Origin of the sequence: Arthrobacter sp. C2, from assembly GCA_024207135.1 — a bacterium.
Classification (GTDB): domain Bacteria; phylum Actinomycetota; class Actinomycetes; order Actinomycetales; family Micrococcaceae; genus Paeniglutamicibacter.
The window spans coordinates 3,794,173-3,820,614 of the sequence record CP042428.1 but is presented as its reverse complement, the minus strand read 5'-3'; the positions used below and the strand labels follow the sequence as shown (position 1 = coordinate 3,820,614).

General features: G+C 66.3%; 22 protein-coding genes and 1 riboswitch. Of the genes, 6 read left to right on the top strand and 16 right to left on the bottom strand.

Annotated features, from left to right (window positions below; all coding sequences use genetic code 11):
* Window positions 1-162: 162 nt before the first annotated feature.
* Genes FPY90_RS17530 through FPY90_RS17520 form a run of 3 tightly spaced genes read left to right on the top strand, consistent with a single transcriptional unit; the run spans window position 163 to window position 2,884 of the window.
* Window positions 163-1,011, top strand: coding sequence for a heme/hemin ABC transporter substrate-binding protein (locus tag FPY90_RS17530; protein WP_175475523.1), 849 nt, complete (start codon window positions 163-165; stop codon window positions 1,009-1,011).
* On the top strand, window positions 1,008-2,102 hold the full coding sequence (locus FPY90_RS17525; RefSeq protein ID WP_498682437.1) for a FecCD family ABC transporter permease: 1,095 nt from the start codon (window positions 1,008-1,010) through the stop codon (window positions 2,100-2,102). Before FPY90_RS17530 ends, FPY90_RS17525 begins: the two co-directional genes overlap by 4 nt.
* Complete coding sequence (locus tag FPY90_RS17520) at window positions 2,099-2,884, top strand: heme ABC transporter ATP-binding protein (RefSeq protein ID WP_498682435.1); 786 nt, start codon at window positions 2,099-2,101, stop codon at window positions 2,882-2,884. The genes FPY90_RS17525 and FPY90_RS17520 overlap by 4 nt, the downstream gene beginning before the upstream one ends.
* Here FPY90_RS17520 and FPY90_RS17515 read toward each other — a convergent pair.
* Together FPY90_RS17515 and FPY90_RS17510 are read right to left on the bottom strand one after the other, a co-directional pair.
* Entirely contained in the window at window positions 2,874-3,722 is an 849-nt protein-coding gene (locus FPY90_RS17515) for a siderophore-interacting protein (RefSeq protein ID WP_498682434.1), read from the bottom strand. The two genes, FPY90_RS17520 and FPY90_RS17515, sit on opposite strands and share 11 nt — an antisense overlap.
* Before the next feature lie 133 nt (window positions 3,723-3,855).
* Complete coding sequence (locus FPY90_RS17510) at window positions 3,856-4,467, bottom strand: histidine phosphatase family protein (protein WP_498682432.1); 612 nt, start codon at window positions 4,465-4,467, stop codon at window positions 3,856-3,858.
* A 46-nt stretch (window positions 4,468-4,513) separates the two neighbouring features.
* A riboswitch (SAM riboswitch) is annotated at window positions 4,514-4,635 on the top strand.
* 14 nt (window positions 4,636-4,649) lie between these two features.
* On the opposite strand from FPY90_RS17510, the gene FPY90_RS17505 reads away from it, so the two are divergent.
* Window positions 4,650-5,084 carry a hypothetical protein gene (locus tag FPY90_RS17505; RefSeq protein ID WP_498682429.1) on the top strand — a complete coding sequence of 145 codons (435 nt, stop codon included), beginning with the start codon at window positions 4,650-4,652 and terminating at the stop codon, window positions 5,082-5,084.
* Here FPY90_RS17505 and FPY90_RS17500 read toward each other — a convergent pair.
* On the bottom strand, window positions 5,081-5,512 hold the full coding sequence (locus FPY90_RS17500; RefSeq protein ID WP_071216090.1) for an acyl-CoA thioesterase: 432 nt from the start codon (window positions 5,510-5,512) through the stop codon (window positions 5,081-5,083). The genes FPY90_RS17505 and FPY90_RS17500 overlap by 4 nt on opposite strands.
* A 29-nt stretch (window positions 5,513-5,541) precedes the next feature.
* Complete coding sequence (locus tag FPY90_RS17495; protein WP_498682428.1) at window positions 5,542-6,624, bottom strand: App1 family protein phosphatidate phosphatase; 1,083 nt, start codon at window positions 6,622-6,624, stop codon at window positions 5,542-5,544.
* A gap of 129 nt (window positions 6,625-6,753) precedes the next feature.
* Here FPY90_RS17495 and FPY90_RS17490 point away from each other — a divergent pair, with 129 nt between their 5' ends.
* Window positions 6,754-7,185 carry a pyridoxamine 5'-phosphate oxidase family protein gene (locus tag FPY90_RS17490; protein WP_498682427.1) on the top strand — a complete coding sequence of 144 codons (432 nt, stop codon included), beginning with the start codon at window positions 6,754-6,756 and terminating at the stop codon, window positions 7,183-7,185.
* Between the two features lie 215 nt (window positions 7,186-7,400).
* On the opposite strand, the gene FPY90_RS17485 is transcribed toward FPY90_RS17490, so the two are convergent.
* From FPY90_RS17485 to FPY90_RS17450, 8 genes are all read right to left on the bottom strand, one after another.
* Window positions 7,401-8,960 (bottom strand): nucleobase:cation symporter-2 family protein, encoded by a 1,560-nt coding sequence (locus FPY90_RS17485; RefSeq protein ID WP_498685609.1) that lies wholly within the window; start codon window positions 8,958-8,960, stop codon window positions 7,401-7,403.
* A gap of 109 nt (window positions 8,961-9,069) precedes the next feature.
* Complete coding sequence (xdhC, locus tag FPY90_RS17480; protein WP_498682426.1) at window positions 9,070-9,876, bottom strand: xanthine dehydrogenase accessory protein XdhC; 807 nt, start codon at window positions 9,874-9,876, stop codon at window positions 9,070-9,072.
* On the bottom strand, window positions 9,873-12,230 hold the full coding sequence (gene xdhB, locus FPY90_RS17475) for a xanthine dehydrogenase molybdopterin binding subunit (protein WP_498682424.1): 2,358 nt from the start codon (window positions 12,228-12,230) through the stop codon (window positions 9,873-9,875). The genes xdhC and xdhB overlap by 4 nt, the downstream gene beginning before the upstream one ends.
* Window positions 12,227-13,735: a xanthine dehydrogenase small subunit gene (locus FPY90_RS17470; RefSeq protein ID WP_498682423.1), complete on the bottom strand. Its 1,509-nt coding sequence runs from the start codon at window positions 13,733-13,735 to the stop codon at window positions 12,227-12,229. The genes xdhB and FPY90_RS17470 overlap by 4 nt, the downstream gene beginning before the upstream one ends.
* 1,015 nt (window positions 13,736-14,750) lie before the next feature.
* Complete coding sequence (locus tag FPY90_RS17465; protein ID WP_498682421.1) at window positions 14,751-15,632, bottom strand: 3-hydroxyacyl-CoA dehydrogenase family protein; 882 nt, start codon at window positions 15,630-15,632, stop codon at window positions 14,751-14,753.
* A gap of 137 nt (window positions 15,633-15,769) precedes the next feature.
* Complete coding sequence (locus FPY90_RS17460; RefSeq protein ID WP_498682419.1) at window positions 15,770-17,230, bottom strand: aldehyde dehydrogenase family protein; 1,461 nt, start codon at window positions 17,228-17,230, stop codon at window positions 15,770-15,772.
* A 33-nt stretch (window positions 17,231-17,263) separates the two neighbouring features.
* Window positions 17,264-18,457: an acyl-CoA dehydrogenase family protein gene (locus FPY90_RS17455; protein ID WP_498682417.1), complete on the bottom strand. Its 1,194-nt coding sequence runs from the start codon at window positions 18,455-18,457 to the stop codon at window positions 17,264-17,266.
* 49 nt (window positions 18,458-18,506) lie between these two features.
* The gene (locus tag FPY90_RS17450; protein WP_498682414.1) at window positions 18,507-19,868 is read right to left on the bottom strand and encodes an aminotransferase class III-fold pyridoxal phosphate-dependent enzyme; all 1,362 of its coding nucleotides are present in this window, start codon (window positions 19,866-19,868) and stop codon (window positions 18,507-18,509) included.
* A gap of 82 nt (window positions 19,869-19,950) precedes the next feature.
* Between FPY90_RS17450 and FPY90_RS17445 the strand changes: the two genes are divergently transcribed.
* Entirely contained in the window at window positions 19,951-21,513 is a 1,563-nt protein-coding gene (locus tag FPY90_RS17445; protein WP_498682412.1) for a PucR family transcriptional regulator, read from the top strand.
* Here the strand turns inward: FPY90_RS17445 and FPY90_RS17440 are convergent.
* The 4 genes from FPY90_RS17440 to FPY90_RS17425 form a co-directional block, all read right to left on the bottom strand.
* Window positions 21,484-22,683 (bottom strand): CaiB/BaiF CoA transferase family protein, encoded by a 1,200-nt coding sequence (locus FPY90_RS17440; protein ID WP_498682410.1) that lies wholly within the window; start codon window positions 22,681-22,683, stop codon window positions 21,484-21,486. The genes FPY90_RS17445 and FPY90_RS17440 overlap by 30 nt on opposite strands.
* Window positions 22,680-24,200, bottom strand: a complete 1,521-nt coding sequence (locus FPY90_RS17435) for an APC family permease (protein ID WP_498682409.1) — start codon at window positions 24,198-24,200, stop codon at window positions 22,680-22,682. The genes FPY90_RS17440 and FPY90_RS17435 overlap by 4 nt, the downstream gene beginning before the upstream one ends.
* Window positions 24,201-24,337: 137 nt before the next feature.
* Window positions 24,338-25,900: an MFS transporter gene (locus tag FPY90_RS17430; RefSeq protein WP_071216298.1), complete on the bottom strand. Its 1,563-nt coding sequence runs from the start codon at window positions 25,898-25,900 to the stop codon at window positions 24,338-24,340.
* The gene (locus FPY90_RS17425; protein WP_498682406.1) at window positions 25,893-26,393 is read right to left on the bottom strand and encodes a MarR family winged helix-turn-helix transcriptional regulator; all 501 of its coding nucleotides are present in this window, start codon (window positions 26,391-26,393) and stop codon (window positions 25,893-25,895) included. The genes FPY90_RS17430 and FPY90_RS17425 overlap by 8 nt, the downstream gene beginning before the upstream one ends.
* Window positions 26,394-26,442: the final 49 nt, after the last annotated feature.

Sequence of the window (26,442 nt, the reverse complement as noted above, 5' to 3'; positions counted from 1 at the left end):
GTCATGCCTGCGCCGGAACCCGTCGCGGCCTCCCCCACAAGCCCGGCCTCGTCATCGACCCCGCCCCTCGACGCCTCAACGCTACGCGGACCGGCCACGGCACCGTTGATTCCGGACATCGTGCCCCTCCAGGAGTCCTTTCCCCAAACGTTGCCAACGACCGTGACCGACCACGAAAACAAGGCCGTCACCATTCCCTCGGCCGAGCGCATCCTCGCCCTGGACATCTACGGCACGCTGGCCGACACCGTGGTTGGCTTGGGTCTGGGCGACAAGCTCGCCGGGCGAACGGCATCGAACGCCGGGGCCTCGCTCAAGCACCTTCCCCTGGTCACGGCCGGTGCCCATGAACTGAATGCCGAGGCGATCCTGGGCATGCGCCCGGATGTGGTGCTGGCCGACTCCACCATCGGACCCCCGGAAGTCCTGGCGCAAATCGCCGCGGCAGGGATACCCGTCGTGTCCTTCACGCCCGACCGCACCGTTGCCGGGATTGCGCCGATGGTCACCGACGTGGCCTTGGCCCTGGGCGTACCGGAGGCCGGCGCCGCGCTAAACAAACGGATTGCCGGTGAGCTGGCCAGCACCCGCACGGCCATCGCCGCCCTGTCCTCGGGCACCCGGTCCCCGTTGCGCACCGCCGTGCTCTATGTCCGTGGCACCGCCGGGGTCTTCTTCATCATGGGTCCGGGCACCGGTGCCGAGGACCTCATGCATGAGCTGGGGCTGCAAGACGTAGCCGCCGGTGCCGGGTTGAAGGGGTCCCGCCCGGCCAATGCGGAGTCCCTGGCGGCACTGGACCCACAGGTGTACCTGATGATGAGCGACGGGCTGGAGTCCACCGGAGGCCTCGACGGACTGCTCAAACGACCCGGTGTCGCCAACACCGAGGCCGGGCAGCACCGGCGGATCATCGACGCGCCGGACGGTCAGCTGCTCTCGTACGGGCCCAACACCCCGTCCGCACTGCTGGCGCTGGCACAGACCATCTACACCAAGGGCAGCAAGTGAGCCAGCAAACCCTGGCCGACGCCCCGCCCGCAACGGCAGCCCCGTCCGCCGTCCGTGCTTCTCCGCGCCGCGGGCGCGCCTGGGCCACCGGGGTCGCGCTGTCGGCGGCATTGCTGGCGGTATTGGTGCTGTCGGCCGGCTCCGGACAGTTTCCGGCCTCGCCGGCCGCGGTGCTCGCCGGGTTCTGGCACGGGGTCTCCGGCACCGGCACCCCGGAGTCGGCACTGCTGGATGCCACCTTGTGGACCGTGCGCTTCCCGCGCCTGGTCCTGGGCCTGCTGGTCGGCGGCGCCCTGGGCCTCGGAGGTGCACTGATGCAGGGCGTCTTCGCCAACCCCCTGGCCGAACCCGGGGTCATCGGGATCGGGTCGGGCGCCGCGGTGGGCGCCTGCACGGTGATCGTGCTGGGCCTGGGCACCGCGTCCCCGTTCATCCTTCCGGCGGCGGCCTTCGCCTCGGGGCTGGCCGTGACGTTGCTGGTGTACTGGCTGGCCCGCGGGTCCGGAGCCTCGGCGGTGCTCACCCTGGTGCTCACCGGCATCGCCGTGAACGCCGTCGCCGGGGCCGTGATCTCGTTCCTGGTCTTCGTTGCCGACACCTCCAGCCGCGAACAAGTCATCTTTTGGCAGATGGGGTCGCTCAACGGCGCCACCTGGTCGGCAGTGGCCAGCACCGCCTGCATCGTGGTGCCGGCAGCCCTCGGGGTCCTGCTGCTGGCAACGCGGCTGGACCTGTTGGCGCTGGGCGATTCGGCGGCCTCCCACAGCGGCGTCAATGTGCCACGCCTCCGGGTCCTGTCGATCGTCGCGGTGGCGCTGCTCACCAGTGCGGCCGTCGCCCACGCGGGAATGATCGGGTTCGTGGGGCTGATCGTTCCCCACGCCCTGCGCTTGTTCACCGGGCCCTCGCACCGCTCGCTGCTGCCGCTCTCGGCGCTCGGCGGTTCGTTGTTGCTGGCCGTCGCCGACCTGGTCTCCCGCACCGCGATCCCCTACGCGGACCTGCCCATCGGCATCTTCACCGCGCTCGTCGGCGGCCCGGTGTTCTTCATCCTCTTGCGAACCACGCTCAAGCAACAAGGTGTCCTGTGAATCCCCTGCTTCAGGCCGAGAACATTTCCTACTCGATCAAGGGGAAACTGGTCATCCACCCGCTGGATGTGCGGCTGCATGCCGGGGAACTCTGCGTGGTCATCGGGCCCAACGGGGCCGGGAAGTCCACGTTGCTCTCGCTGCTGGCCGGATCGTTGCGCCCCGATGCCGGAAGCATCGAACTGGCCGGAAAGCCGTTGCGTTCCTGGGGTGCGGCGCAGGCCGGTCGGCTGCGTTCGGTCATGGGCCAGGACTCGCACGTGGCCTTCGGATTCAGCGTCGCCGAGGTCGTCCGATTCGGGCGCACCCCCTGGCGCAACACGCCACAGGGCGCGGAGGACGAGCACGCCATCGATGCCGCCCTGGCACGCACGGAACTGGACGGGTTGGCCGGACGCACCGTCACCACCCTCTCCGGCGGCGAGCGCCAGCGCACGGCGTTCGCCCGGGTGCTGGCCCAGCGGGCCCGGGTGGTGATGCTCGATGAACCGGTGGCGGCCATGGACATCAAGCACGCCGAGTCCACCCTGCAGATCGCCCGCGAGCTGGCCCGCGAGGGCCATGCCGTGGTGGCGGTGCTGCACGACCTTGATGCGGCAGCGGCCTACGCAGACCGGCTCATCATGCTGGATGCCGGCCGCATCGTGGCCCAGGGCGAAGTTGCGGATGTGGCCCGCGGCGCGCTGCTCTCCCAGGTGTACGGCACCCGGATCGACACAAGGATCGATCCGGTCGACGGGCGGGTCCGCGTGGCCCCGGCCCGAAACTTCGCTAGGCGCTAAGCGCCTCGGGGAAGATCTGCCCGACGGGAGTCTTCTTCTCGGCCTGGAACTCATCCTCGGCTCGGCCATAGGCCCAGTAGGCCGACAACGACATGGCCCGGCGGTCCACGCCGCGCTCGCCATTGAGGTAGGCCCGCAGCGACTTCATGGTCTCCCGCTCGCCGTGGGCAAAGACCTGGACACTGCCTTCGTGCCATTGCGCGTTGCGTACGGTTTCCTCGAGCTTGGTGTTTTCCGGGGTGAAGTACCCGCCCCGGTGCAGCCAGTGCACGGTAACTCCGGTCGGCACATCCAGCTGGACCTCGTCTTCGGGACCGGATACCTCGAGGTAGATGTCACCAACCATCTCCTGGGTCATGTCCTCGACGGCGGCGGAAATCGCCGGAAGCGCCGTCTCGTCGCCGATGAGCAGGTGCCGGTCGAATTCCGGGTTCGGCGTGTAGAGCCCGCCGGGGCTGTTGAAGCAGATCTGGTCGCCGATCGTGGCGTTCTGCGCCCATGGGCCGGCCAATCCCTGGTCGCCGTGAATGACGAAGTCGATCTGCACGGTTTGGGCTTCGAGGTCCACGTGGCGCAGCGTGTAGGTGCGCCGTACCGGGAAGTCCTCCGGGGCCAACTGTTCACGCAAGGCATCCAGGTCGTACGGGGGCACCAGTCCGAGCTCGGGCTTGGCGAAGAGGATCTTCACGTAGCGGTCCGACACCGCCTTGTCCTGGAAATCCACGAATCCCGGACCACCGAAGGTCAGTCTCATCATGTGCCGGGACAGTTGCTCGCTGGCCAAAACCTCGAGGACAACCTGGGGCCGAACCGGACGTGCCGAACGCTGGATGCTCACCAATTACCGCCTTTGTGGATTAGGGAAGATAAGCCTAGCCTAATCGACCAAGCCCCTGCTTAGCCAATGCCCGCGTCATGTGCCCGAGACCCAGCACGCTGCACAAGCGGTCCCGGTCCCCAAAAAAATGCCGTTAGTCCAGGTGCCGGCCCTGCCAGCTGCGCAGCCTCCAACTCGATCCCGTCGCATTCTCCAGGGTCACTACACCGGTGTTGGCCAACGGCACGGGGGCCAGCAGCTTGGAGTCGAAGTTTGCGCTCCGGGACGCAAGCCAGGTCACCAGCATGGCCGCGTGGCTGACCACCACCAGCTTTCCGGTCCCGGCGTTCCTGGCCCCTTCGATGACCGCGTCGAAGCGATCCAGGGCGGTGCGGGCGTCCTCGCCGCCGGGGACCCGGGCCGAAAGGTCGCCCGAGAGCCAGCGGAAGAACACGTCACGGTAGGCCAATTGGGCGTCGCGGTCGGTGCGCATTTCCAGTTCGCCGGCGGAGATCTCGGTGAGCCCGGCGTGCTCGGCCACTTCCAGGCCGCGGGCTTGCGCCAACGGACCGGCCGTCATCGTGGCGCGCAGCAACGTCGAGGAATACACCGCGTTGACGTCCTGCCCTTCGGCACCCAACCGCTCCACCAGCGCCTGCGCCTGCGCAATCCCGGTCTCATCCAGGGGCGCCCCGGGGGCTGCGGTGTCCAGGGCCTGCGCCACGTTCGAGGCGGTCTGCCCGTGGCGGATCAAGATCAGTCTCATACCTTCACCCTAAATCTTCAGCCCGGTTTTGGTACGATGAAACCAGCTTCACGAGATGCGCGCCAGATATGGGCTCCGACCCGGCGACACACCAACCCCATGCTTCACGGGTGGTTCGGATGACGAAGCGGTCCTTGGCGGCAACCGCCCCGGGGACAAGAGCACACGAAAGGCGCCATCCCTTGCGCAACCAGCCATGCCCGTCCGGATCCTGTACGTCCTTCCACCCCGGCCACCGCACCAATCCGCGGGCGGTCGAGTCCCTGATGGCCCGACCCACCCTGTGGGTTCCGGCCGACGTGGAGGTCATGGTTTCCCCCGTCCAGGGGCTCACGCTGCACGTCTTTGCCGGCGGCGCGCACCACCAGGTCTTCACCCACGACCTTCCGGTGATCGCGCACCTCCTGCGCATTGCCCCCGCCCGTCCCGAGGGTGTCTCGCTGGGCCGGGTGAATTTCCACAACAAGGCGCTCGCGCTTCCGGCCGACCCGCGGCGCAGCGCGGGGCTGGGTTACTTCTCCTTCAGCACCGAGCCGCTTGAACCGTGCAGCTTCGAGCGGGACGAGGCCCTGGCCCGGGACTTCGACGCGTTGACGGCCGAGCTGCAACGTTCCTAGCGGAAGATCGGCTCGGCCCCGAAGCGGGCCATTGCTTCCTTGTTTTCCGCGGAAAGCCGCAGCAGCCGCTGGGTCTCGACGGAAAAGAACGCCAGGGTCGTGGCGGCGCGTACGCACACCCCGCCGTCGACCGGATCGTGGAATTCGTAGCAGATGTCGAAGCTTGCGGCCTTGATGGCGCTGATCCACAGATCCACGTGCGCCGGGACGTTGCGGTAATCCAGCGGCTTGACGTAGCGCACCCGGTGCTCGACCACCAGGATCTGGGTGTTTTCCGGGACCGCGGAGAACAGGTCGACCATCGGCTCGATCCCGGGCTTGCCGGTGCCGCCGGGCACGCCGAAGCCGGCGATGCGTGCCTCTTCCATCATGCGGACCAGGTTCACGTTGTTGATGTGGCCGTACGCGTCCATGTCTCCCCAGCGCATGGGGACCTCGACGCGGAGCTTGGGTTCGTTCACTGGCCCGGCCCTTGCTCGGCGTCGGGGCTGATGAGGCCCAGCGCCTGAAGCTTTTCGGCGATGCGCGCCCCGTCGGGTTCGTACACCCACGGCACCCCCGGGGTGGAGTTCAGGATCCCCTGGCTGCGCCCGCCTGCGAGCACGGCCTCCGAGGGGGTCAGCTGGCGGATCACGATCGCCGCGACGTGGTCGGGGTAGCGCCTGGCGAATTCGGCGTAGAGGTAGGGGTCGTGTTGGCCGTCGTCCCCGATCAGCAGCCACTTCAGGCCCGGGAACTCGTTGGCCAGCCGGCGCAGCTGGTCGGCCTTGTGCTGCATGCCCGACCGGAACCAGCCCCTGTCGGTGGGTCCCCAGTCGGTCAGCAGCAGCGGGCCCTGCGGGTAGAGGTTGCGCGAGAGGAAGCGGGTGAGCGTCTGGGCGACGTTCCAGGCTCCGGTGGACAGGTAGAAGGTGGGTGCGCCGGGCTTGTCGCGCATCAGCTTTTCCATCATCACCGGCATCCCCGGGGTGGCCAGCCGGGCGTGCTCGGACAGGACGAAGGAATTCCAGGCGGCCAGCAGCGGGCGTGGCAGCGCGGTAACCACGATGGTGTCGTCCACGTCGGAGAGCAACCCGAACTCGGCGGCCGCGTCGACCATCATGACCGGGGCGGCCACGGCCACGGAACCCTCGGTGTGCAGGGTGATCTCGTGCCAGCCCGGTGCCAGCGTGGCGGCGACCTTGACATCGAGCACTCCCCCGCGGTCGGCCTGCACGGCAAAGCGTTCGCCGTTGATGTGCACTTCGAGCTGCCCGTGCGGGACGATCGGGGAAATGAAGTTCCGCCAGCCGCGCACCCCGTCGGCGATGACCTTGGCGCGGTGGCGCCCGGCATCGAACGCGCCGGGCTTGGCCAGCACCAGGCGGGCGAAGATGCGGACCCAGCCGTTGGCCGGGTCCGAGAGCCCGTAGCCGGTATAGGGCAGGACGGTGGGCACCAGGCCGCGCTCGTGGGCCCGTGCTGCGCGCAGTTCCAGGGCGCGGTCCTCGAAGCGTGCGGCGATGTGCCGGGCGCGTTCGGCTCCTGTTTCCTTGACCATGAAACCCAGTCTTTCATGAGCCGGGGACCTGGAGTGGATCGAAAGGATGAATTGGGTCCCGTTGCCGGAAAGTTCACCTGGCCGTCGCCACCTCTGGTATTTTTCTACAATTCGTAGAATTATAGAGACATGATGTTTGACCATGATGCAGATGAACCCGTACTGATGCTGACCGAAGAGCAGGCCTGGAGCCTGCTCGAGAGGACCTCCCACGGCCGACTGGCCACCGCGGTGGGCGGCGCCGTCGATATCTTCCCTCTCAACTTCGGCCTGGTGGGCAAGACCATATACATCCGCACGGCTCCCGGCGAAAAGCTTGCGGCGCTGACTGTGCACGATTCCGTGGCCTTCGAGGCCGACGGAATCCTCTCCGACGAAGCCTGGTCGGTGGTGGTCCACGGACACGCGCACCAGCTGCAAACCAGCGCGGAGATCGAGGAGGCGCGCAGCTCAGGGGTCTCCCCATGGATCCCGACCCCGAAGGAATCCTGGGTGAAGATCGAGGTCAGGAACATCTCGGGGCGCCATTTCCGCCTCGGGGCGCAGCCAGAGGCCGACTAGGTACTTCGGTCGCGGTTATTTCGGGGTTCTCGGCGCTCCAACCGGCAAGGCTTGATTCGTCCGTGCAGCTTCATGAATCAGGTTCTGGCCATGAAATGCCAACCGCCTGCTAGTCCAGTGTCAGGCCCCGGTCATGCCGAGGCTGTCTTGCGTCACCGGCGGGTGGGGCAAGACAGCCTCGGCAGCGACCGACAAGGTCCTGTCAGGGCATGAATCTACTCTCCAGCACCGCCTTCGTGTTTTCTCGGGACCGGCCTGTCCATGTCACCGGTCTCGATCTGGGCATATTCCTCCTGGGTGACCACAGGAACTTCGCGCCCTTCCTTGTCGATCAGCTTGCCGTCGGCATATTGGTCGCCGTCAAGCAAGGCGCAGATGTCGTCCTGGCAAACGACCCGCGGCGGGGCCGCGGCAAAGACCGAGGCATCCTTGGCTGGTGTGCCAAATTTCATTTCGTTGAACAGCAGGTTCAGCACCACGGCCATGAGCGTGCCTGAAGAGATCCCCGAGGCAAAAATGGTGGAGAACCAGTCAGGAAAGCTGTTGTAGAAGGTCGGGCTGACGATCGGCAAGCATCCGAAGGCAATGGACGCGGCCACAATCACCAGGTTCAACCCGTCATACTTGACTGTCGCCAGGGTGCGAATGCCCGAGGCTGCGACGGTTCCAAAGAGTACGATTCCCGCTCCACCCAGTACCGGAGCGGGCACCGCGGCGACCACGCGTCCCAACACCGGCAGCAACCCGAGAACCACCAGGATGCCGCCACCGGCAGCCACCACAAACCGACTGGTGATGCCCGTAATGGCCACCAGCCCCACGTTCTGCGCAAACGCCGTCTGTGTAAAGGTGTTGAAAATCGGGGCAACAATCGAGGAAGCCATATCGGCGCGCAACCCATCGGCAATCCGTTTGGAATTCACCTTGGATTTGGTGATTTCACCGACAGCCAGCATGTCCGCCGTGGTTTCGGTCAAGGTCACCAACACCACGATGGTCATGGAGATGATGCCGCCGATCTCGAAGACCGGCCAGCCGAAGGCAAACGGGGTCGGGACCGCAAAGAAGGGGCCTTCGAACACCATGGAAAAATCCACCATCCCGCTCAGCGCGGCAATCACCGTGCCAATGACGATGGCCAACAGGATCGAAAGTCGGGAAATCGCGGCCGAGCCGACCTTGGACAGCAGCAGCACTACCAGCAAGGTCACTGCCGCCAAGCCGATATTGGCCAGACTTCCGTAGTCCTTCGCTTCGGAGTCCCCGCCCATGGCCCAATTGGCTGCCACCGGGGTCAGTGACAGGCCGATCATCGTGATCACCACACCGGTGACCACCGGCGGGAAGAACCGAATTATCCTGGCAAAGAATGGCGCGATAACGAATCCGATCACCGAGGCAACCAGCACCGCACCAAACACCGCCGGCATGCCACCACCGCCGTTGACAATGGCCACCAAGGTGGCCACCGAGGCAAAGGAAACTCCTTGGACGAGGGGCAATTGCGCACCAAAGAACGGGAGCCCAATCGTCTGCAAGATCGTGGCAAGCCCACCAATAAACAGGCAGCTGGCCACCAGCACGCCTTGTTCGGCCGGGGTGAGTCCCGCGGCACCGCCAACGATCAGGGGCGGGGCAATGATTCCTCCATACATGGTCAGCACGTGTTGCAACCCGTAGGTGAAACTGCGACCAATCGGCAATTTTTCGTCTTCTGGCCTTGAACCACGCATGGCCTGCCCTTCTGCAGCACGCACAGAGGACCTCCTCGTCATTTTTGGGTGCACGAATTCCCCGGTGGCACCCCGGTTGGGCGCCACTCATGGAAATAGTTGGATTTTGCCGTAAACAGCCCACACATCCACCAGGCCGAACGGCTGAGGGTCAGACTTTGACAGTGCTGACCTTGTTCATGCGTTTGAGCAGGTCTGCTGCCACGCTAACCGCGATGGTGGCCGGGTCCTTGCCGACCACCTCGGGGTCCCCGATGGGGCAGTCGATCCTCTCAATGGCATTTGCCTTATGGCCGCTGTCCGCAAGGTTCTTGCGAAATCGCTGCCATTTGGCGTTCGACCCGATCAGCCCGATCGAGCCAAGATTCGGATGCCGCAACGCGGCATCGCACAGATGGAAGTCCTCGGCGTGATCATGGGTCATGATCAGCACGTGCGTTCCGCTGGGCAACCGGCTGAGCACCTCCTCGCCAATGACGGCTGGTCTCGGATGAATTCGCGCCACCGACGGTTCAAGCGCTTCCAAGCCCTGCAGGTTTTCCGCACGCGAGTCGCTCAAGTACAGTTCAATGTCTTGTCGTGAAAGGATGCGGGCAAGTTCGAGGCCCACATGGCCAACGCCGAAGATCGCCACTGCTTCGGGCACTGCCATCGGTTCCAGCAAAATCGTCACTTCGCCTCCACAGCATTGCCGGCCATAGGTCGCCGGAGCCTTGTCATTCAGCCGCAAGGTCATGGTTTCGGGCACGTCCTGCGAATCGGTGAGCATTTGCCGTGCCCGTGCCACCGCGGTCATCTCCAGGTTGCCGCCACCGATGGTTTCAAAAAGCTCATCAATGGTGGCAACCATCTTGGTTCCGGCTTCACGAGGTGCATGCCCGCGCACTTCAACCAGGGTGATCAACACCGCCGGGGCACGACGGGATCGAAGCCGCATCACCGTATCAATCCAGGTCATGAGGATCGCGGGCTGACTAATTCGCTGGTCTCGCGGGCCGCCTGGACCGCCCAGAACACCGCTTCGGGCGTCGCCGGCGAAGCCAGGTCCACACCGGTTCCGGGTTGGGCAAAGCCGGCAATCGCTTGGCGCAAGGCTTCCCGCACGGACAGGGCCAGCATCAGCGGAGGTTCCCCCACCGCCTTGGAACCGTAGACCGCGCCCTCTTCATGGGCTTTGTCCAGAAGCGAGACGTTGAAGACTTCGGGCATTTCCGACAGGCTCGGGATCTTGTAGGTGCTGGCACTCTGGGTCGCCAGCCGCCCCCTGGTGGGCCGGTCGCTGGTATCCCAGCGCAGGTCCTCCAGGGTCAGCCAACCCGCACCCTGCACAAAACCGCCTTCGATCTGCCCCAGGTCAATCAGCGGGGAGAGCGAATCTCCCACGTCATGCACCACATCCACCCGGCGCAGGGTGTACGAACCGTCGAAACGGCTGACCTCCACTTCACTGGCCGCCGCCCCATAGGCGAAGTACTTGAATGGTTCCCCCCTCATGATGCCCAAGTCCCAGTGCAGCCCTTCGGTCCGGTAAAAGCCCGCGGCGGACAGCTGGACCCGCTGGAAGTAGGCGGCGTGGACGAGATCCTTCCAGTTGATGGATTCGCGTCCGTCGAGGCTGGAGACCGTACCTCGGCTGAACCGGATCTCGTGGGCGGGAACGCCCAGCTTGACCGCGGCTACCTGGGCGAGCCGATCACGGATTTGTTCGCAGGCATCCTTCACCGCCCCGCCGTTCAGGTCGCTGCCCGAACTGGCTGCCGTGGCCGAGGTGTTGGGGACCTTGTCGGTACGAGTCGGTGCCATCCGGATGGTGTCGAGGGTGACTCCGAGCGTGGTGGCGGCCACCTGCAGCATCTTGGTGTGCAGCCCCTGCCCCATTTCGGTGCCACCGTGGTTCACCAGCACCGAACCGTCCTTGTAGACCAGCACCAGGGCGCCAGCCTGGTTGAACGCGGTGAGGTTGAAGGAGATCCCGAATTTCACCGGGGTCAGGGCCAAGGCCCGCTTTGCATGCTCGTGATCCTTGTTGAACCGGGCAATCTCGGCCTCGCGACGTTCAATCTCCGCACCGTCCAGCAGCTGCTGCCAAGCGGCTTCCATCCGTTCGGGGTGGCGCACCGGCTGGTGGTAGGGGGTGTCCTGGCCTTGGACGTAGAAGTTTCGGCGACGCAGTTCCCGGGCGCTCATCCCGAGTTGCGGTGCCACCCGCCCCAGGATGTCCTCCATGACCAGCATGCCCTGTGGTCCCCCGAAGCCGCGGAACGCCGTCTGCGAGGTCTTGTGGCATTTGGCAACTCGGCCGTGGACCCGGATATTGGGTATCCAGTAGGCATTGTCGATGTGGCACATGGCCCGGGTCAGCACCGGCTCGGACAGATCCAGGCTCCACCCGCCATCAGCGGTCAGGGTCGCATCCAGGCCCAGGATCTTGCCTTCGTCGTCGAAACCGATTTTCCAGCTGGCATGGAAACCGTGGCGCTTGCCGGTCATGGTGATATCCACCGTCCGGTCCAGCCGCACCCGCACCGGCCGTCCGGTGAGCAGGGCCCCGAGGCCAGCCACCGCGGCATAGCCGTGCGACTGCATTTCCTTGCCGCCGAAGGCGCCACCCATGCGTATCACTTGGACGGTGATCTGGTGTGCGGGGATCCCCAGGATGTGGGCGACGATGTCCTGGGTTTCGGTGGGGTGCTGGGTGGAGGAATGGATCATCATCTGGCCGCTTTCGTCCACCAAGGCCAGCGAGTTCTGGGTCTCCAGGTAGAAGTGTTCCTGCCCGGAGAATTCGAATTCCCCTTCAAAAACGTGCGCGGCGTCCCTCAATGCGGCTTTGCTGTCGCCCTTGTCGATCACCGGCTGGATTCCGTGGAAGCTTTGCGCGGCGATTGCGTCCTGCAAGGTGATCAACGAGTCGAGCGGTTCGTAGTCCACCTCGACGGCAGCCGCCCCGGCCTTGGCGGCTTCCAGGTCCTCGCCGAGAACCCACGCCACGGCCTGGCCGTAGAACATGACCTCGTCCACCGGCAGCATTGGTTCATCGTGTTTTGCCCCCTGGTCATTGACCCCGGGGATGTCCGTTGCAGTGATCACCCGGACCACGCCGGGAACCCGGTAGGCCCCGTCACTGTCCAGGTTCAGGATTCTTGCGTGTGCCTGGGTGGATTGCACCGGGTAGGCGTGCAGCACACCGACCATCCGCCGGTCCAGGTCGTCGGTGTACAAGGCGCTTCCGGTGACATGTCCCACTGCCGATTCATGCGGATGGGCTTCCCCGACGATGGGCAGGTCTGGACGTTGGGATAACTGGCTCATTTGCCTTCTCCCTTCAACAGGTTGGTCTCGTGCAGTTGTTCGGCGAAGAACCGCTCCAGCGAGGATGCGAGCATCGCCCGCCGGTAGTCGGCGCTGGCCCGGTGGTCATCCATCGGGGTTCCCTCGTCCCCCATGACCCGGGCCGCGGCGCGGATGGTTTCCAGCTCCCAGGACCGGCCTTCCAACATCTTTTCGGTGGCGGTGGCCCGCAACGGGGTGGCCGCCACCCCGCCCAAGCCGATCCGTGCCTTGCCGATGATGCCGTCTTCGACGGCGAGCGCATAGCCGATGGCCACGCTGGAAATGTCGTCGAAGCGGCGCTTGGAGATTTTCTGGAAGGACGTCAAACCGGAGAGCGGCAGGGGGATGCGGATGGCGGTGATCAGCTCGCCGGGCTGGCGGACCGTTTGCCGGTACCCGGTGAAGTAGTCGGCCAATGGCACCACCCGTTGGCGGCTGGCCGAGCTGAGCAACAGCTCGGCTTCCAGGGCCAACAAGGCCGGAGGGGTGTCGCCGATGGGCGAACCGGTTCCCAGGTTCCCGCCGATGGTCGCGCTGTTGCGGATGAGTCGGGAAGCGAATTGGCCAAAGAGCTTGCCCAGCAACGGGATCCGGCCCTGCAAGCCGCGTTCCAGTTCACTGAGCGTGCAGGCCGCCCCGATTTCAATGTGCGTGTCGGTGAAATCCAGTTGCCTCAGTTCATCCAGCCGGTCGATGGCCAGCAGGGAACGGGCCCGTGTCCCCTTGATGTTGACCTCCACACCCCAGTCGGTTCCACCGGCGAGGGGCAACACCTCGGGTTCCTCGGAGAGGATCCGCAGTGCTTCCTCCAAGGTTCCGGGCCGCCGGTAGCGCCCGAGCTGGCCCGTGGGGGCATCGGGGCGAGACAGGTCGGTGGCCACCACTGTCGGTGCCGGCTGGTCCCGGCGGGCGGCCAGCGCGTCATCGACGGCCGGCGTGCCCAGTGCGAAAGCTGCATCGCGGATGGGCCGATACCCGGTGCACCGGCACAGGTTGCCCGAGAGCGCATGCAGGTCAAAGCCGTTCGGCCCGCAGTGCTGCTCCCTTGCATCCTCGTCCTCAGGCAGGGTTCCGGTGGGGGTTGCTCGTTCCGGCCGGTAGTATTCGGCGGCCATGCTGCAGACGAATCCCGGGGTGCAGTAGCCGCATTGCGAGCCACCGCGCTCGGCCAGCTGCTGCTGGACCGGATGCAGGTCGGTGCGGTCCCCCAGCCCCTCGGCTGTAACCACTTCCTGCCCGTCGAGGGCTGCGGCCGGCAGGAGGCAGGCATTCATTGCGGTCCAGCGTGCGGCATCGCCGTCGGGCCGGGCCACCAGGATGGAGCAGGCCCCGCACTCGCCTTCGGCGCAGCCTTCCTTGCAAGAGGTAAGTCCTTCACCGCGCAGGAAGTCCAGGGCATTGGTATGCGTTGGTCCGGTGAATTCCCGCACCGTTCCGTTAACGGTAATCAAACACTGAGAATCTGGGGTTGTCTTGGCGGTCATGCCGCTTCCTCCTACTTCCCACCAGTGTGGGAAGCGCTGTGAACGAACGATTGATGATGGGCGCGCAACAAAGCGGCCTGCGTATCAGCGCCAGGAGCCAATATCTGGTTCAGCTGGCTCGCTGCATGCAGGCCAGCTTAGGCTCCGTGGGCAATCTGCCCTTTCGGCCATGCAATCGTTCCACCCATGAGGTCCTCCGATAATTTCAGATCATCAATGTGGTTGGTTCACAAGACACTTAAAGTGCTCTTGAAAGCTTGCTGCGTTCAGTCGGCGTTTCCGCATTCCAAACCGGCTCTCCCGTTGTTCATAGACGCGACTCCCCTTGTTCCTTGAATGAGTGAATCGGCAATCCCGTTGCGTCCGGTACCGCTGGCCACTCATTTAGAAACATGCCCGGTAGATAGCGACCATTTGCATGCTCTGACCATAGCAGTGACTGTGATCCATGTCATGCTTTTCGTGGTATTCGGTTCCCACGATACGGATAATCTGGCTCCGCAGTACCGTTCAACGGCCCCGTTGCACTTCCCGTTTGAGCCGTTCACTGCCGCAGTCCATGAGCGTCCACGCTCAAATGCATGGGTGTCAACGCAATGCCAAGGGTCGGACCAGCGACGAAGATGACCGAGTTGGCGATTGACGGCAGGGCCGCACGGCACCGTCCCATGGGGCAAGCTTGCAGAATCCGGCCTTGGCTGGCCACTCTTGAAGGTCGCCAAGCCCGGGACACCATGCATCACACGGCAAACCTAACGACCCGGATGAATTCTTGGTGCAGGAAAAGGCGACCCGTGAATTCCACGGACGCTCCAACACCCCAGGTAAGCAAATAGGCCCGCTGACTTCACCCCGAACGCGGCGGCCAGAACCTGCGTACGGCTCAATGGCATCCATAATCCGGTTCAGTGCCGATGGCTGATTGCCCTTCAATTAGATGGTCCCCTTGGCTACGGGACAGGAAGCCGGATCCGTCTTGATTCGGTCCCCATGCGCCGGAGCCGGCCGGCCTCGGCTAGCCCTTGTAGTCGTAGAACCCGGCGCCCGACTTGCGGCCAAGTTTGCCCTCGGCCACCAGGGCCGCGATGCGCTCATTGGGGGCGTCCTGCACCGCGCCGGTTTCCGCGTGTGTGGCCTGGGCGATGAAGTCGATGACGTCCAGCCCGACCAAGTCCATCAGCGCGAAGGGACCCATGGGGTGGCCGAGCGCCGTGCGCGCAGTGGTGTCGATGTCCTCGATGCTGGCGATGCCGGAGTCGGCCAGGAAAAGCGCCTCGCGCTGGATCGCGCCCATCAGGCGGTTGGCGATGAAGCCGGGGATCTCGCGGTTGATCAGCACCGGCTCCTTGCCCAGCCGTCGAGCCAGCTCCATGGTGGTTTCAACCGTGGCGTCGCTGGTTTCCCCGTGGCGCACCACCTCGACGCATTTCATGACCAGGGCCGGGTTGAAGAAGTGCATATTGCACACCTGGGCCGGGCGGCCGGTGGCCTCGGCAACCTTGGAGGAACCCAGGGTCGAGGAGTTGGTGGCCAGAATGGCGTGGGCCGGCGCCAGCACTCCGAGCTTCTCGAAAATCTGCGTTTTGATGTCCAGGCGCTCGGTGGCGGCCTCGATCACGAAGTCGGCGTGGGCGGCCGCCGCATCCAGGTCGGTGCTGTAGGCCAGTGCGTCCAAAGCCGCGGTGGCGGCACTTTGTTCCAGCTTGCCCTTGGCCACCCGCGAGGCTGCCCAGCCCTCGAGCTCGGTGCGGGCAGCGGCCAGCCCGTCCTCCGAAATGTCCTGGATGGTGGTCGCGTATCCTGCCAGCGCCGCACTCATGGCGATTTGCCGTCCCATGGTTCCGGCTCCAATGACCAGGATGCTGGAAATGTTCTCGATGCTTGTCACTGCGCTCATTGCTGGCTCCACATTTTCGTCAATTGTTCGCTGGCTCACGTTTTCGGCCATGCCCGATGCCTATCCTAGACAGGGCTCGGGGCGCCGGCCGCATCCGGTCTTGCCGGATGACGGCGGGCGCCCCGTCTCGGGTATTGCTAGGCCCCGCGCAGGTACACGGTGGTGGTGTGCGTGAAGAATTCCTTCGCCGCGCCACCCTGTTCCTTCGGGCCGTAGCCGCTCTTCTTGGCCCCGCCGAAGGGCACATGCGGATCGGCGCCGGCCGATTCGGAGTTCACATGCAGGATTCCCACGTCAATGGATTCCATGGCGGCCAGGGCCTTGGACAGGTCCTGGGTGAACAGCGCACAGCTGAGGCCGTACTCGGAGTCGTTGGCCAGCGCAAAGGCTTCCTCGGTGGTGGCCACTCGGCGCACCGCGAGGACCGGTCCGAAGAATTCCTCGCGCCACGCGTCGTTGACCGCATCCGGGACCTCGAGCACCGTCGGAGCCACGAAGGCGTCTCCCAGGCCCGAGACATCGCCCTCAAAGGCGATGCCGGCCCCCTGGGCGATCGATGTGGCGATCCCCGCGCGGATTTCCTCGGCGGCAGAGGCAGAGACCACCGGGCCCATGTGCACCGACGGATCGGTCGGATCCCCGGTCTTCCACTGGCCCAAGCGCTCGCGCAGGCGTGCCAGGAATGCGTCGGCGATTCCCTCCTGCAGGATCAGCCGCGAGGTCGCGGTGCACTTCTGGCCGGTGGAGCGGAAGGCCCCGAAGAGCACCTGTTCCACCGCGAGTTCCAGGTCGGCATCCTCCAGCACGACCGAGGCGTTCTTGCCGCCCATCTCGGCCTGGATAGGCACCCCGGCACCGGCGGCAGCGGCGGCGAGCTTGCGCCCCACTCCCGTGGATCCGGTGAAGGTGAGCCCGTCAAGCTCCGGGTGGTTCACGATCTCGTTGCCCAGCGCACCGGATCCGATGACGAGGTTCAGCACGCCGTCGGGCAGGCCCGCCTCCACCAGCGCCTGGGCCAGGCGCATGGCCAGCAACGGCACCGCGGAGGCGGGTTTCCACACCACGGTGTTGCCGAAGACCAGTGCCGGGGCGATCTTCCAGGCCGGGATCGCGATGGGGAAGTTGAACGGGGTGATGACACCGACGACGCCCAGCGGCTTGCGGGTCACCAGGATCTTTTCGCCGCGGCGCGGGGAGGAGAAGACCTCCCCGGCCAGCCGGTCGCCTTCGGCCGAGTAATAGGTAAGGATCTGCGCGGAGCGCAGCACCTCTCCGGTGCCCTCCGCTGCGGTCTTTCCTTCCTCGCGGGCCAGCTCGCCGCCCCACGCGTCGGCGTTGGCCGTGATGATCGCCGCGGCACGGGCCAGGTATCCCCCTCGTTCGGCCATCGGTGTTGCGGCCCATTCGGCGGCCGCCGCGCGCGCGGCCACCATGGCGGTGCGCACGTTGTCCACCGTGGCGGTGCCTCCGGCGGCGACCACGTGCCCGGGATTCGCGGGCGAGGTGGATTCCAGGCCCGCACCGGTGCCGTCGATCCATTGCCCGTCGATGAGCAGGCGCAGCGCAACGGTCTCGGTGTGCGTCATGGTTTCGGTCATGGCGTTCCTCTCGAAACGATGGTGGGGGGGTGTTTAGCGGAAGGCCGGGACGCCGGTGAGCTTGTTGCCCAGGATCAGGGTGTGGACCTCGTCAGTGCCCTCGTAGGTGCGCACCGATTCCAGATTGTTGGCATGGCGCAGCGGCGAGTAGTCAAGGGTGATGCCGTTGCCGCCCAGGATGGTGCGGGCCTCGCGGGCGATCTTGATGGCCTCGCGGCAGTTGTTCAGCTTGCCCACCGAGATCTGGTGCAAATCCAGGGTGCCGGCATCCTTCATGCGCCCGATGTGCAGGGCCAGCAGGTAGCCCTTGTTGATTTCCAGGGCCATGTCCACCAGCTTCTGCTGGGTCATCTGGTACCCGGCCAGCGGCTTGTCGAACTGCAGGCGCTGCTGCGAGTAGGCCAGGGCGTCCTCGAAGGCGTCGCGGGCCGCGCCCATGGCGCCCCAGATGATTCCGTAGCGGGCCTCGTTCAGGCAGGAGAACGGGCCCTTCAGGCCCACCACGTTCGGCAGCACCGCGTCGGAGGGCAGGCGCACGTCGGTCAGTTCGATCTCGCACTGGATGGAGGCCCGCATCGAGAGCTTCTGCTCGATCGGGGTCGCCTTGAAGCCGGCGGTCTGCGTGGGGACCACAAATCCTCGGATGCCCTCGTCGGTCTGTGCCCAGATGACGGCGACCTGCGCGACGTTGGCCAACCCGATCCAGCGCTTGGTGCCGTTGATGACCCAGTCGTCGCCGTCACGGCGGGCGAAGGTCTTCATCGCCGAGGGGTCCGAGCCGGCGGTTGGTTCGGTCAGCCCGAAGCAGCCGATGGCCTGCCCCGCGGCCATCTTCGGCAGCCATTCCTGCTTTTGCTCCTCGGAGCCGTGCTTGTAGATCGCGCTCATCGCCAGCGAACCCTGCACCGAGACGAAGGTGCGCAGGCCCGAATCCCCGGCCTCCAGCTCGGAGCCGGCCAGGCCGTACTCCACGGCGGTGGCGCCGGCACAGCCGTAGCCCTTCAGGTGCATGCCCAGCAGGCCGAGCTTCGCCATCTCCGGGACGATTTCCAGCGGGAAGACCGCGTCGGCGTACCAACCGGCGATGTTGGGCTTGATGGCCTCGTCGACAAAGGTGCGGACCTTGGCGCGCAGGGCGAGCTCCTCGGCGGAAAGCAGCGCGTCGAAGTTGATCAGGTCGGCCGGGTCCAGCTGGTGGGTTTCGTGGTCGTGCAGGGTGAGGCTCATGGTGTTCTCCAAAGAAAGTCGTGGGGGTGGTTCGGGGATGCCGGGCAGGCTACTTGGCGGCGTCGGCGATGGCCCGGGTCAGGATGTCCAGTCCGTCGCGCAGCAGCTCTTCGCCGATGACCAGCGGCGGCAGCAGGCGCACGACGTTGCCGTGGGTGCCGCAGGTCAGGGTGATCAGGCCCTGCGCGTGGCAGGCCGCGGAGATTTCCTTGGCCAAATCCGCGCGCGGTGCCAGGGTCCCGGCATCGGCCAGCTCGATGGCAAGCATGGCCCCGCGGCCGCGAACCTCGGCAACAATGTCGGTTGAAGCCAACAGGGGCTCGAGGACTTCGCGGGCGATCTGCTCGATGCGGCGGGCGTTGGCCAGCAAGGTGCCGTCCTCGAACTGCTCGAAGACCGCCAGTGCGGCCTCGCAGGCCAGCGGGTTGCCGGCGTAGGTGCCGCCCAGTCCACCGGCGTGGGGTGCGTTCATCAGTTCGGTGCGTCCGGTGACCGCGGAGAGCGGGACGCCGTTGGCCAGTGCCTTGGCGGTGAGGATCAAATCCCCGGCGACGCCCTCGTGCTCGGAGGCGAAAAGGTTTCCGGTGCGGCCCATGCCGGCCTGGATCTCGTCGATGACCAGCACGATGCCGTACTTGTCGGCGAGTTTGCGCAGGCCCGGGATGAACCCGGGCGCCGGGACGATGAAGCCGCCCTCGCCCTGGATCGGCTCGATGACCATGGCGGCGAAGGTGTCGGCGCCGTGTTCGAGGATGGTGGCTTCGACCGAGGCCAGCGCGGCCTCGGCGCCGGCGGCCAGGCCCTGGGCGGGGCGCAGCGGGTTGGCGGAGGCCGCGCGGATGATCTCTGCCGGCAGCGGGCCGAAGTTCAACTTGTATGGATTGACCTTGGCGGTCATGGCCATGGTGAGCAGCGAGCGGCCGTGGTAGGCCTCGTCGAAGACCAGCACGTTCGCCCGTCCGGTGGCGGCGCGGGCGATCTTGATGGCGTTTTCCACGGCTTCGGCGCCGGTGGAGAACAGGCCGGTGCGCTTCTCGAAGTCGCCCGGGGTGTTCTCGTTGAGCCACTTGCAGACCTGGGTGAAGGATTCGTATTCGGTGACCATGAAGCAGGTGTGCGTGAAGGCCTCGAGCTGGGCCGCGACGCGCTGCGCCACGCGCTTGTTGCTGGCGCCCAGCGAGGTCACCGCGATGCCGGAGGCGAAGTCGATAAGCCGGTTGCCGTCGACGTCCTCGATGATGCCGCCGTCCGCGCGGGTGACGAAGACCGGCAGGGCGATCCCGAAGCCGTTGGTTACCTGGGCTGCGCGTTCGGCGTGCAGCGCGATGGAACGCGGGCCGGGGATGGCGGTGGCGAGGTGGCGGGACTGGGGAATGGTGGCGGCGTCGAGGGCCGGGAGCGTTTCGGTCATGCGTTCCACGTTATGCCAGGGCGTGACACGCGTCATTGGATGATTCACCCAAGACACCCGTCCGTGTTGGATAATTCAACCCATGATCTCCTTGTTGCAGATGGGTGCCGAACTCGGGCCCGAGCTGGTGCCCGTCCCGGGCGTGCAATTCAGTGCCAAACCGGTCACCGGCGTCCACGTCTCCGAGCTGGAAGACCCGACCCCGTACCTCGAAGGCGGGGAGCTGCTGCTGACCACCGGCATGCCCTTTGCCAGGTCCGCCGCGCTCTCCGCCGCCTACATGGCCAGGCTCGGCGAAAGGAAGGTGCGGGCCGTGGGCCTGGGTCTGGGGCCGTGGCTCACTGAGGTCCCCGCGCACGTGCTGGCAGCAAGCCAGGCCGCGGGCATCGAGCTGGCGATCGTTCCCGACGGCGTGCCGTTCCAACACGTCTCACGCGCCTATTGGCGCCTGTCCGCCCGGGACAACACCGCGAACTTGATGGATTCGCTGGGCACGCAGACCGCGCTGGCCCGGGCCGCGATGCGCCCGGATGCGACCAATGCCGTGGTGCGCGGGCTCGCCCAGGCGCTGGGTGGCTGGGCCGCGTACCTTCCGGCGGATGCCGGAACCGAGACCGTATGGCCGGCCTCGGCCGGTTCGCTGGTGGGGCTGCTGCGCGCCGAATCAATCCGCTTCCACAAGGCCGGGGTGCCCTCGGCCGCCACCTTCGAGGTGCAGGGCCAGCCGGTGGTGCTCTACCCGATCCTGCTCGGCACCCGGATCCACGGGTTTCTGTGCATCGGTTCGGGGCGCACGCTGACCCGCGCCGACCGGCAGGTCATCATGACGGTCTCCACGCTGCTGGCCCTGCGCGCGCGGCAGCGCGAGGTGGTCATCGGCACGACCAACGCACTGGGCGCGGCGACCACCAAGCTGTTGCTGCACGGCCAGACCGAGGCCGCGCACATGGTTGCCGAGGATGTGGGACTGGCCGAGCTGCCCACACGGGTCCGGCTGCTTGGCATCAGGCTCTCCGACGGGGACGATCCCGGGCTGGCGGCGCGGGCAGCGGCAAAGCTGGTGGCCGATCCGGGGTTGCCCGATTTGGCCGCCGCGGTGGACGCCTGCACGTTGCGCCACGCGCAGGACGGGATCCTCTATCTGGTGCTTCCTGCCTCCGGGATCGGCAGCAGGCCGGTCGACGGGCGCGGGCAGTCCCTGGAGCAAGATGCGCTGCTGGGGATTGCCGGGGCCGCCGAGCCGGAGGCCTTTGGGTCGCTGGCCGCGGCATTGGGCGACCCGGTGTCCCTGGGCGAGATCCCGGGGAACCTTGCGGTGTTGCGCCGAGCCGTGCTGCAGGCTCCGGCCGGGCACCTGGTTGCGGTGGACGCCAGCGAGGACGCGAAGGCCGTCGGCTGGGTGCGGGCGCTGGCGGAGTATCCGCGCGCCGACCTCCTGGCCACCGTCCACGCCTACCTCGGGGCCCGCGGCACCTGGGAAGATGCGGCACGGGCCCTGGGCATCCACCGGAATTCGCTGCGCCACCGGATCTCGGTGGCATCCGGCCTGTTGGGCGTGGACCTGGACGACCCGGATGTCGCCGCGCACCTGTGGCTGGCGATGCGCCGCGAGGAATCAGGGGTTCAGCTGCGCCATGTCCCGTGACCCGGGAACGGGGCCGGTAGCGCTTTCCAGCCAGAAGCGGATGCTCTCGGTGTGTTCGCCCAGCTGCGGCGGGGCGACGGTGGGCGCATCAAGCTCCGGGGTCCAGGTGATCGGGTGGCGCACCTGCTTGCCGACCGTCAGGCCTTCGGCATTGTGCACCTCGATGACAGGTTCGAGTCCCAGGGACTGTGCGTAGGCCAGCCCCTCGTCGATCCCGGCCACCTTCCCGGCCGGCACCCCGATGCCGGTGAAACGGGACTGCCAGTTGGCGCCGGTGTCGGCACCCAGCGCGTCCTCGAGCAGCGGAATGAGTTCCACGCGGTGGGCCACGCGGGCCGAGTTGGTCGCGAAGCGCGCATCTGAGGAGAGCTCGGGGGTCCCGATCTCGGCGCAGAGCCTGGCGAATTGGCGATCGTTGCCGCAGGCCACGGCGACGGAGCCGTCGGCGCACGCCAGCAACTGGTAGGGCACGATCGAGGGGTGCTCGTTGCCCATGCGGGTGGCGACCTTGCCCGCCCCCAGGTACGCCTGGCCCTGGTTGGCCAGGGCACCTTGCAGGCTGGAGAGCAGGTTGACCTCCACGTGCGCGCCGTGCCCGGAGGAGCTGCGGGCGGCCAGCGCCGCGAGCACCCCGATGCTTGCGTCCTTGGCTGTGAGCACGTCCACCAGCGCGACCCCGGCCTTCATCGGGTCGGCACCGGCTTCCCCGGTGATCGACATGAGCCCGCCCAGGGCCTGGACGATGAAGTCGTAGCCGGGCAGATGGGCTCCCCCGGCGGAACCGAAGCCGGAGATCGAGGCGTAGACCAGTCCGGGGTTCCGTGCGGAGAGTTCCGCATAGCCCAGGCCCAGCTTGTCCATGCCGCCGGGCTTGAAGTTTTCCACCAGCACGTCGGCGCGCAGCGCCAGTTCCCTGGCCATCTCCCTGTCGGCGGACTCGGCGAGGTCCAGGGCGACCGACTGCTTGTTGCGGTTCACCGACTCGAAGTAGGTCGAGCCGGTGGCGGAGAACGGCGGGCCCCAGCTGCGGGTGTCGTCCCCGGTGCCGGGGCGTTCAACCTTGATGACCGTGGCCCCGAGGTCGGCCAGCGTCATGGTGCACAGCGGGCCGGCCAGGACCCGGGAGAAGTCGGCAACGATGATTCCCTCAAGGGGGCGGATCTTGCTCATGCGCGTTCGGATTCCTTCACGTTGTTGTCCACGGCGGCCTGCGGGACCTGCCCGAAGCTTGCCCCCACTTTGGCGGCCTTGCGCATCGCCAGGCGTGCCAGTAGTTCCTCCTCGGCGTTGATGCCCGGTTCGATGCCGCGCGGCACCCGCAGCAGGAAGACGACGCCCAGGGACCACCAGGCCCCGAAGAGCAGCCACGGCTGGATCCCGATCGCTGCGGGCATGCCCGGCAGGTAGAGGCTGATCAGCCCGGCGCAGAAAATCACCGAGGTGACGCCGATGGCCTGGCCGAAGTTTCCCTTCCCGCCGATGCGCAGCGGGCGCTCCATCATCGGTTCGCGCTTGCGCAGGATCACGAACGCCACCCCGACCAGCAGGTAGGCGATCACGATGGACGGGGAGCCGGAGTCGACCAGCCAGCCGAGCATAGCCGAACCGAAGAACGGGGCCAGTACCGAGAGCCCGCCGATGAACAGCAGCGCATTGACCGGGGTGTGGAACTTGGGGTGCAGCTTGGCGAACCAGGCCGGCAGCATGCCGGAGGCGGCCATCGCGTAGAGCAGGCGGGAGGCGCCCATCAGCAGCGAGTTCCAGGAGGTCAGGATGCCCGCGATGCCGCCGGCGATCAGCACCTTGGCCATCATGGCCGAGCCGAAGAGCGCGCCCATGGCATCGGCGGTGGCGAGCTCGGAGGTGGCCAGCGCCCCCTGCCCCATGCCGGAGGAGGTCGCCAGGATGACCATGACGTACCAGGCGGTGGCGATGAGCACGGCGATCACGACGTACTTTCCGATGCGCCTTGGTTCGATGTCGCATTCCTCGGCGGACTGCGGAATCACGTCGAAGCCGACGAACATGAACGGCACGATGATCATCACGCCGAAGAACCCCGCGACGCCGTTGTTGAAGAACGGTTCCATGGTCGCGGTGGAGCCGCCGGTGAAGGACCCGAAGAGCAGGACGGCGCCGATGGCGAAGAGGAAGAGGACCACGAAGGTCTGCACGACCCCGGCGGTCTTGATGCCGCGGATGTTGATGGCCGTGATGACCACCCCGCCTAGGACGCCGACCAGTGCCCAGGTCAGGTAGACCTCGGATCCGGCGATGTCCCAGAGGTGGACCTTGTTCAGGTCGGGGAAGAGATAGAGCGCGGTCTTGGGCAGGGCCACGGCTTCGAAGGCGACGATGGTGATGTAGCCGCCCACGATGGCCCAGGATCCGGCGAACGACCAGCGCGCGCCCATGGCGCGCAGCAGGTAGTTGTGCTCGCCGCCGGCCCGCGGCATCGCGGCCACCAGTTCGGCGTAGGTCAGCCCGACAACGGCCATGATTCCGCCGCCGACGACCATGGCCAGGGATGCGCCCAGCGGGCCCGCGGTGGTGATCCAGTCTCCGGTGAGCACCACCCAGCCGAAGCCGATCATGGCGCCGACGCCGATGGCGAGGGTGTCCCATCGGCCCAGGACCTTCTTGAGCGCGGGTGCTGCGGTGCTGCCTTGCGTGGGGGTGCTGGTCATCGCGGTTCCTTCCGTCGGTACGACGCAGCTCACACTACGCAAGGTACGTGACGGGAGTCTCGGATGCATTATCCAAAGCCCGGGTCACTTCATCCGAAATGACCGATCTTTGCCCACGTCAACCACCGATAACATCCTTACACGGTCCGGCGCAGCGGCACTTCCTTGATGAACAGGATGCACACCAGCCCGATGACGGCGACGATGGCCGAGGTCATGAACACCACGCCGGTGGCATCGCCGAGCGCGTTTTCATACATGAGGCGCACCGCCGGCGGCATCTCCGTGAGGTTCAGCGAGGTGCCCCCTGCCGCGACTCCCGTGGAACCGTCCGGCGAGACCAGGTGCGCGGATTTCAACGCATCGAGCACCAGCACCGAGACCTTGTCCGAGAGCATCGCCCCGAGCACCGCCACGCCGGCGGCACCTCCGACGGCCCGGAAGAAAGCCACCGAGGAGCTGGCGGTGCCGATGTCGGTGACCTTGACGGTGTTCTGCACCGCAAGGACCAGGTTCTGCAGCATGAACCCCATGCCCAGGCCGTTGAAGAACATGCCGGTGGCCAGGATCCAGTAGTTGGTGTCGTGGGCCATCATGCCCAGCAGTCCCAGGGCACCGACATTGACGAAGCCGCCGATGACCAGGAAGATCTTCCAGCGCCCGAAGCGGGAGATCAACTGGCCGGAAAAGACCGAACCAAAGAGGTTGCCCGCGATCATCGGCAGGGTCATGACCCCGGCCAGGGTGGGGGTCGCCTCGCGGGCCACCTGGAAGTACTGGCCCAGGAAGGCTCCGGAGCCGAACATCGCCACGCCGATGGAGATCGAGGCGAGGATCGCCAGGGCGGTGGTGCGGGTGGCGATGATGCGCAGCGGGATCACCGGTTCCGGGACCCGGCCCTCGACCCAGAGCAGCAGGGCGATGAGCACCAGCGAGCCGCCGACCATCGCGTAGGTCTGCCAGGAGTTGAACTCGTAGAAGCCCTCCTTGCCCACGTAGGACACCCAGATGAGCAGCACGGAAACCGAAATGGTCACCAGCACCGCGCCGGCCCAGTCGATGTAGACCTTGCGCGGGATGTGCGCGATGTGCAGGGTCTTGTGGATCAGCCACATGGAGATGATGGCGATGGGGATCCCGATGAAGAAGGTCCAGCGCCAGCCCAGCGGGGAATCGACGATCAGGCCGCCCAGCAGCGGCCCGCCGGCCGTCGCGGCCGCCATGACCCCGCCGAAGTAGCCGGAGTACTTGCCGCGCTCGCGCGGCGGGATGACCGTGCCGATCACCGCCATGCCCATGGCGGTCAGCCCTCCCATGCCGATGCCCTGGATGACGCGGGCGCTCATGAGCATGGGGATGTTGATGGCAAATCCCGCCAGCATGGATCCGGTCACGAAGATGACGATGCTGATTTGCAGCAGCTTCTTCTTGTCAAAGAGGTCGGCGAGCTTGCCCCAGATCGGGGTGGTGGCGGCGTTGGCCAGCAGTGCTGCGGTGATGACCCAGTTGAAGTCGGTCTGCGTGCCGTCCAGGGCATCCATGATGGTGGGCAGCGCGATGGCAACGATGGTGGTTGCCAGCATGGCGGCGAAGAAGGAGGCCAGGACGCCGGTGATGGAGCGCAGCACTTCCTTCTGGCTCATCTGAGGTTGGTCGCCGTGGCGCTCCCGCGTCAGATCGACCGACTGCGGCTCAGACATTGGGGCTCTCCTCTGGGCCTCGCGGGGCCATGGTGGTCTTTCCTCCACGGGCATCCAGGCCGACGCGAAGCACGCCCTGGATTTCGTTCACGGTGGCTGCGGCGGCTGAGATTTTCGCCTCGTCCCAGTCCTTGAGCATTTCCGCGAGCAGGCCGGCACGCCTGGTGTAGGCCTGGCCGAGCTCTTCGGCGCCCCTGGGGGTGAGCGAGATCAGCTGGGCCCGGGCGTCGGTGGGGCTCGGCGAGCGCACGAGCAATCCCGCACCCTCGAGTTCGGCGACCTGGCGGCTCAGCGCGGCGGGGCCGATGCCGATCCATTGGGCGACGTCGGTGGCACGGGTGGGCTGGTGCCGCTGGATGTAGGCCAGCACGCCCAGGGCGGCAAACCCCAGGGATCCGCTGGTCTCCCCCGCGTGCTCAACGCATCGCAGCGTGCGCCGCAGGGCCATGAGGCTTTCGACCAGTTCAAGGGTTGGTGTTTCGCCGCGCGACAAGGGATCGAGCTCCTTCAAGAATATGGTTGACCAAGGCAAATGTTGCCCG